The organism is Noviluteimonas gilva (assembly GCF_009740395.1).
GTDB classification, from domain to species: Bacteria; Pseudomonadota; Gammaproteobacteria; order Xanthomonadales; family Xanthomonadaceae; genus Noviluteimonas; species Noviluteimonas gilva.
Window position 1 is genome coordinate 286,714 of the sequence record NZ_WOXT01000003.1, and the last position, 7,146, is coordinate 293,859.

Genomic DNA, 7,146 nt, shown 5'->3' on the forward strand with positions numbered 1-7,146 from the left:
GCGCGTGGCGGCCAGCTTCCTCTTCTACGATCTGGAAACCTTCGGCGGCGATCCGCGTCGCACGCGCATCGCGCAGTTCGCCGCGCTGCGGACCGACGCCGACCTCAACGCGATCGAACCGCCGATCAGCCTGTTCGTGCAACCGGCCGACGATCTGCTGCCCTCGCCCGCCGCCACGCTCATCACCGGTATCACGCCGCAGCGCGCTCTGGCCGAAGGCGTGAACGAAGCCGCCGCCTTCGCGCGCATCTTCGAAGAGATGGCGCGGCCGGAAACCTGCACGCTCGGTTACAACTCCCTGCGCTTCGACGATGAGTTCGTGCGCTGCGGGTTTTTCCGCAACTTCTACGACCCGTACGAACGCGAGTGGCGCGGCGGGAATTCGCGCTGGGACCTGCTCGACGTCCTGCGCATGGCGTATGCGCTGCGCCCCGAAGGCATCGCGTGGCCCCTACGCGACGATGGGGGCGTGTCGTTTCGCCTCGAACATCTGGCCAACGCGAACAACGTGCGCGAAGGCGAGGCGCATGAAGCGCTCTCCGACGTGCTGGCGTTGCTGGCCCTGGCGCGCAAACTCAAGCAGGCGCAGCCGAAGCTGTGGGATTACGCCTTGCGTTTGCGCGACAAGCGTTACGTCGCGCAACTCGTCGATCCGGTCCGCATGCAACCGGTGCTGCACGTCTCGCAACGCTTCCCCGCGATTCGCATGAGCAGCGCGCCGGTCGTGCCGATCGCGCGGCATCCGCAGATCGACAGCCGCGTGATCGTGTTCGATCTCGACCAGGATCCGGAAGCATTGCTGACGCTTTCGCCGGAAGACATCGCCGATCACCTGTACACGCCGAGCGCGGACCTGCCCGAAGGCGCGGTTCGCGTCGCGCTGAAGGAAATCCACGTCAATCGCTGCCCGATCGTCGTGCAATGGGAACACCTGCGTGAAGCCGACTTCGCGCGCCTGTCCATCGATCGCGCGAAGAGTGAAGCCCGCGCGCAGGTCCTGCGCGATGCGGGTCCGGAACTCGCGGAAAAGGTGCGTCGTGTCTATGCGGTCGCGCGCGCGCGCGAAGCCGGCGGCGACGTCGATGGCTCGATCTACAACGGCTTCATCGGCGATGGCGACAAGCGCAAGTTCGCGGCCGTGCGCTCGCTGCCGCCGATGTCGCTGGCGGCGCACGCGTTCGACTTCAAGGACGCGCGCATGGACGAGCTGCTGTTCCGCTATCGCGCGCGCAATTGGCCCGAGACGCTGGACGCGGCCGATCGCGTGCGTTGGGACGACTACCGCCGCCAGCGCCTGACGCGCGACGCGGGCCTGTCCGAATACACCTTCGACAGCTTCTTCGCCGAGATCGCCGCGTTTCGCGCCGCGCATGCGGGCCATGGCGCGAAACTCGCGCTCCTCGACGCCCTGGAGGACTGGGGGCGGCAGCGCGCCGCCGAATTGTCATGAGCACGTATTTCACCGAAGCCAGTTTCAAGTTCCTGCGCGGGCTGGCGCGTCACAACGAGCGCGCGTGGTTCCTGGCGCACAAGGCCGAGTACGACACGCACGTGCGCGCGCCGTTCCAGCGCCTGTTGCACGATCTGGAACCGGTCATCGCGGAAATCAGTTCGAACTACCGTGTCGACCCGAGACCAGTTGGCGGCTCGCTGTATCGCATCCAGCGCGACACGCGCTTCGCGAACGACAAGACGCCCTACAAGACGTGGCAAGGCGCGCGGTTGACGCACGCGCGCGGGCGGCAGGTCGAGGCGCCGTTGTTCTACATGCACCTGCAACCCGGGCGCTGCTTCGTCGGTGCGGGCGTTTGGCATTCGCCGACGCCGATCCAGCGCCAGATCCGCCAGTTCATCGTCGACAACCCCTCCGGTTGGAAAGCCGCGGCGCACGGAACGGCGTTCCGCAAGCGTTTCGACCTCGATGACAGCGAGATGCTGGTGCGCACGCCGAAAGGCTATCCCGAGGACTTTCCGTATCTCGACGATCTTCGTCGGCGCAACTTCGTCGCCGAGCGCGGGATCGACGACGCGACGATGCTTGGTCCGCGTTTGCGGCAGACGCTCGCCGCGGATCTCGCGGCGCTCGGGCCGTTCGTCGATTATCTTTGCGCTGCCCTCGACCTGGAGTACTGAGGCATGAAGAAGTGGATCGCGCTCGCCCTCGCCGCCATCGTGCTGGTGTTCGCGTGGGTGGCCGCCGGGCCGTACATGACGATCCGCGCGATCCAGCACGCCGTGCAGGCGCAGGACGCGGGCGAGTTGGCCGAACAGGTCGACTTCCCGACCTTGCGCGCGAGCCTCAAGGCGCAGATGGTCGACGAGATCATCCGCCAGGCCGGCCCCGACGTGCAGACCAATCCCTTCGGCGCGATCGCGCTGACGATGGCCACGGGCGTCGTCAACGGGCTCGTCGATGGCATGGTCAACCCCGGCGGGCTCAGCGCCGTGATGCAGGGCCAGCGCCTGTGGAAGAACTCGAAGGAAAGCTTCGAACGTCCGCCGGTCGATGCACAAGGCGAACCGTTGCCGGCGACGCCGCCGACCAAGCCGCTCGAGAACGCGACGATGCGTTACGAGTCGGCATCGCGCTTCACCGCGACGATCCGCGATGAGCAAGGCAAACCCGTCGTGTTCGTGCTCAAGCGCGACGGCTTGCGCTGGCGCCTCGCGGATATCCGCCTGCCGCTCGGCGCGAACGCCGGCACTCAGAAGTAGAACCGCACCGCCAGTTGCGCCTGCACGTCGACCTGGCGTGCGTCCAGGCCTTCGAGCCGGCGTTGATCACGCGCGCTGTCGATGCGCAACACTTCACCGATGAGGCGAATGCGGTCGTTCGGGCGCCAGTTGAGCGCGGCGGTGACGCCGTTGCCGTGCTCGCCGAGCCACGCTGGCGCACCGTTCGCGGTTTGCGAGGTTTGGAACAGATCGATGCGCAGCGCGGGTTCCCATGCGCCGAACGCACGCGTCGCCAGCACGTAGCCCGCGTTGAAGTCCGTGTCGAACACCGACGCAGGATCGGGTGCGATCCGCGTGGTGCCCGTCATCGCCTGGCCGACGAACAACCATTCACCGAAGCGATGCTGCAGACCAGCCGACCAGAACGTCGTGTGCCAGCCGTAGACCTCCCGCCCGCCGTATTCGATGTCGCGGCTCGGATCGGTGCGGTTGTCGTAGTACAGAACGCGCGCGCGATCGTCCCCGGCCTCGCGATCCACCGCGACGTAAATGCCGAGGCGATCGTCGATCTCGGCGAAGGGTTTGAAGCGCATCGGCACGGGCGCGTAGACCATGTCGGCGTAGACGTCGGGCTGGCGCACGCTGGTGTCGAGGCCCGAAGTGAGATCACCCGTGCCCCACCCGCGCGATGCGAGCAACTCGCCCGCGGGATCGTTGCGACCGAACAGCGCCGCGCGCGCACTCCACGTCGCGACTTCACCGCGATGTTCGAGGCGAAACTCGCTGCCGAACACGCGCAACTCTTCGCCGACCCAACTGTCGATCGCCGACGGCGTGATCGTCCACGGGCTCGTCCAACCCACGCCGTCGTTCTCCAAAGAAACCGGGGGGAAGAACATGCCGACGGTGGCGGAGAAGCGCCATTGCGTCGTCGAAACCGGACGCCACCGCACCCACGCATCCAGTAGATCGAAATCGGGGCGCAGATCCGGCACGTATTGTCCCGACGCCGACAAAAGCAACGAATCGGTCGCTTGCCAGCTCACGTTGAGCGCTGCGTTTCCACCGAGTGCATCATCGCCGTCGCCGAAACGCGTCTTGCCCAACCCACCGTCGCGCCACGCGCGTTCGTCGGGCGTGGTGGTCGCGCGTGCTTCCACGAAGCCCTGCACGTCGACCGACTGCGCCTGCGCGGCGAAGCTCCAGGTCGCCAGCGCGAGTAGCGCCGCGCGCTTCAGGCCTCGACTCCCGCGCGCGAAGACACCAAGGACAGGAACGCGCTCGCCGACAACGGGCGTCCGACCTGATAGCCCTGCGCGTGGTCGCAGCGCATCTCGCGCAGCAAGTCGATCGCGCGCGCATCCTCCACACCTTCGGCCGTCACGCGATAGCCCAGGTCGTGGCCGAGTTCCACGATGGAACGCACGATCGCGCGATCCTCGCGCGAGTCGGCCAGGTGGGCGATGAACGTGCGATCGATCTTGAGTTCGCGCACGGGCAGGCGTCGCAGGTAGGCGAACGAGGATTGGCCGACACCGAAATCGTCGATCGCCAGTTCGATCCCCTGCTCCGCCAATCGGCGCAACACGGCGATCGCGGTTTCCGGCTTGCCCATGATCGCGCTCTCGGTGATTTCGAGCACGACGCGCGAAGGCGACACACCATGCGCCGCGAGCAACCCCGCCACGCGACGCGGCAAATCGACATCGTCGAGATCCCGTGCGGAAACGTTGAGCGACAGACGCAGTTCGTCGCCGGCTGCTTGCCAGCGCCCCGCCTGTTCGATGCCCGCACCGAGCACCCAGCGCGTGAGGCGGCGAATGTTGCCGGTCTCTTCGGCGAGCGCGATGAACGCATCGGGCGCGAGCGGCCCGGCCACCGGATGGCGCCAGCGCAACAGGCCTTCGGCGCCGTCGATGCGGCCCGTCGGCAAGTGCAGCTTCGGCTGATACACGAGCTCGAGCTCGCCGTGCACGCCCGGCGCGCCTTCAAGCACCTTGCGCAAATCGCTCATCAGCGACAGGCGTTCGGGGCGATGCGGGTCGGTCGCGGGGTCGTAGACGGCCACCGGTTCCTCGGTGCCCATCGCGCCGAGCAACGCGACTTCCGCGCGGCGCAGCAAGGTGCTCGCTTCGCCGCCATGCATCGGCGAAAGCGCGATGCCGACGGCGGGCGCGAGATCGAGCGTGAACTCCGCTTCGCGATACGGTTCCGACAGCGCTTCGACGAAACGCAGTGCGACGTTGACCGCCTGGCTTCGCGTCGCCGAGGGCAGGAACACCGAGAACTCATCGTCCGTCGCGCGCGCGACCAGGCCATCGCCTGCGATCGGCGCGATGCGATGCGCCGCATCGGCCATCAAACGATCGCTGACGACATGGCCCATCGTGTTGATGATGTCCGGCAGCCGCGCAAGGCCGATCATGAGCAATGCCGCGCGCGCCGAAGGACTGGCTTCGAGCGCACCGCCGATCGCGGTTTCGGCGGCCATGCGATTGGGCAGGCCCGTCACGAGATCGTGGCCGGCTTGATGACGGATGCGCGCCTCGCGTTCGCGCAGCGTTTGCACCATGTGCGAGAACGCGCCGCCGAGTTGCCCCAGTTCATCGCGTCGCGCGTGCGACGGCGGGACGACGGTGTCGTCGCCATCGGCGATGCGTCGCGCGGCGTCGGCCAGCGCTTCGACCGGGCGCGACACGCTGCGCGCGATCAGGAAGGACGCCATCAAGCCGACGAGCAGGCCGAGCCCGAGCAACAAGGCCCACGCCGACCCCACCGACTGATACGGCTCCAGCGCGGCATCGACCGAATAGCCGAGCACCGCGACGATCGGCGCGCTTTGCTTGGAGTGCGACAACGACACAGCCTGCGCGACGTAATCGCGTCCTTCGACGTCGATCAGCACCGGGCGCGTGGCGAGCGCGGGCACTTGCGCCGCGAGTGCGGGCGTCACGTCGACGTTCGCTTCGCCGCCGCCCTGCGCGAGGATGTGCCAGCGCGCATCGGGGCCGCGCGTGGCCAGTTCGATGCGCTTGGGCAGCGCCGACTGGCGTTGCAGGCGATCGAGCAAACGGTTATCGACGGGAATCGCCGCCGCGATGAAGCCGACCAGGTCCGGCGCGGACACGGGCACGACGACCACCCAGTACGCGCGCCCATCCCACGCGGCGATGGCCGATGCGGGCGCTTCGAGGGCGCGCTCGGTGAGGTCGGAGAACGGAAACGCCGCGCCCTGCGCGAATTTGTCCGCGGTATCGGCATCGACACGGCCGTCCACGTCGACCAGCAGCATCCGCGTCGCGCCCACGCGTTTGCCGTGGTTGCGCAACGCCGACACGATGGTGGCGTGATCCCGCTGCGCGATCGCCGAGCGCAACGCGAAGTCGAGTGCCAGCACCTGCACGCTCGCCGCGACGCGGTCTGAGCGTTCGTCGAGTTGACCGGCGAACGCGCGCGAGGCGACGTCGAGTTGGCGCTGGCCTTCGCCGATCAATTCCGCGCGCGTCACGCGATAGACGAACACCGCCGTGAGTCCCTGCACCAGCACCAGCGCGGCGACGAAGAACGAAGCGAGGCGGATGCGGAAGTTCATGGCGTCAGTAGTGCGTGTGCTCGCGATCGAACTGGCGCCGCGAATCGGGCCGCAACGTCAGTTGGAACACGACCGTCTTCTTCTCCGGCGCGGCGAGCACGATCGACTGTTGGCGCAGGTCCGGTCGTCCGGGCGGAAGCCGCGGTTGCCACACGCGCACTTCGAAGGCGCCCGCAGGCAAGCCTTCGAACGACACGCGCCCGCTGGCGTCCGTGCGCGCGGCGTACGGCGCATCGGTGACGTAGAGGTAGCTGATCATGCCGTCGTGGATGTTGCAGCCCACCGCGACCACGCCGGTCTTGTCGAGCAGCAACGGCGCCGAGCGTCCGTTCGCATCGACGACGAGTTCGAATTGCTTCGCCGGCGAGAACGAATACACGTGGTGCCGCGTGCCGTCGCTGTTGCGGAAGACGAGGCTGTCGCCGGGATGGAAGACTTCGACGTAAGGCAGGAAGGTCAGTTGTTTCTGGTCGACGATGCGCGTGGCCGGCACTGCGCGCGGCCCGGCTCCGAGCACGGTGACCACGGCGTCGGCGACGGGCTTGCCCGCGCGATCGGTGACCTGCACCGACAAGCCGGCGGCACTCGTCCACGACGAGAGCACCAGGCAAACAAGCAAAAGCCCCCCGCACATCCAGTGCCGCATGCCGTCCCCCCGGTCGACATTCCCCTCGGCGCAGCGTAGCCGAGCCTTCGGCGCCCAGTGTGAACGGAATTCCGGGCCGGTTCAGAGTCGCAAGGGGCGGGAATAGGGAATAGGGAATAGGGAATAGGGAATAGGGAATAGGGAATAGGGAATAGGGAATAGGGAATAGGGAATAGGGAATAGGGAATAGGGAATAGGGAATAGGGAATAGGGAATAGGGAATAGGGAATAG

At 67.1% G+C, this 7,146-nt stretch carries 6 protein-coding genes; 3 read left to right on the forward strand and 3 right to left on the reverse strand.

Going from position 1 to position 7,146, the window contains the following annotated elements:
- Window positions 1-4: 4 nt before the first annotated feature.
- From sbcB to GN331_RS12245, 3 genes are read left to right on the forward strand one after another with little or no spacing between them, the layout of a single operon-like run.
- Window positions 5-1,450: an exodeoxyribonuclease I gene (sbcB, locus tag GN331_RS12235; protein ID WP_331713469.1), complete on the forward strand. Its 1,446-nt coding sequence runs from the start codon at window positions 5-7 to the stop codon at window positions 1,448-1,450.
- Window positions 1,447-2,133, forward strand: coding sequence for a DUF2461 domain-containing protein (locus GN331_RS12240; RefSeq protein ID WP_156642487.1), 687 nt, complete (start codon window positions 1,447-1,449; stop codon window positions 2,131-2,133). The genes sbcB and GN331_RS12240 overlap by 4 nt, the downstream gene beginning before the upstream one ends.
- A 3-nt stretch (window positions 2,134-2,136) precedes the next feature.
- Window positions 2,137-2,715: a DUF2939 domain-containing protein gene (locus GN331_RS12245; protein WP_156642488.1), complete on the forward strand. Its 579-nt coding sequence runs from the start codon at window positions 2,137-2,139 to the stop codon at window positions 2,713-2,715.
- On the opposite strand, the gene GN331_RS12250 is transcribed toward GN331_RS12245, so the two are convergent.
- From GN331_RS12250 to GN331_RS12260, 3 genes are all read right to left on the reverse strand, one after another.
- A complete protein-coding gene (locus GN331_RS12250; protein WP_156642489.1) occupies window positions 2,706-3,848 on the reverse strand; it encodes a porin in 1,143 nt (380 codons plus the stop codon). The two genes, GN331_RS12245 and GN331_RS12250, sit on opposite strands and share 10 nt — an antisense overlap.
- A 62-nt stretch (window positions 3,849-3,910) precedes the next feature.
- On the reverse strand, window positions 3,911-6,268 hold the full coding sequence (locus tag GN331_RS12255; protein ID WP_156642490.1) for a putative bifunctional diguanylate cyclase/phosphodiesterase: 2,358 nt from the start codon (window positions 6,266-6,268) through the stop codon (window positions 3,911-3,913).
- Between the two features lie 4 nt (window positions 6,269-6,272).
- Window positions 6,273-6,914 (reverse strand): carboxypeptidase regulatory-like domain-containing protein, encoded by a 642-nt coding sequence (locus GN331_RS12260; protein ID WP_156642491.1) that lies wholly within the window; start codon window positions 6,912-6,914, stop codon window positions 6,273-6,275.
- Window positions 6,915-7,146: the final 232 nt, after the last annotated feature.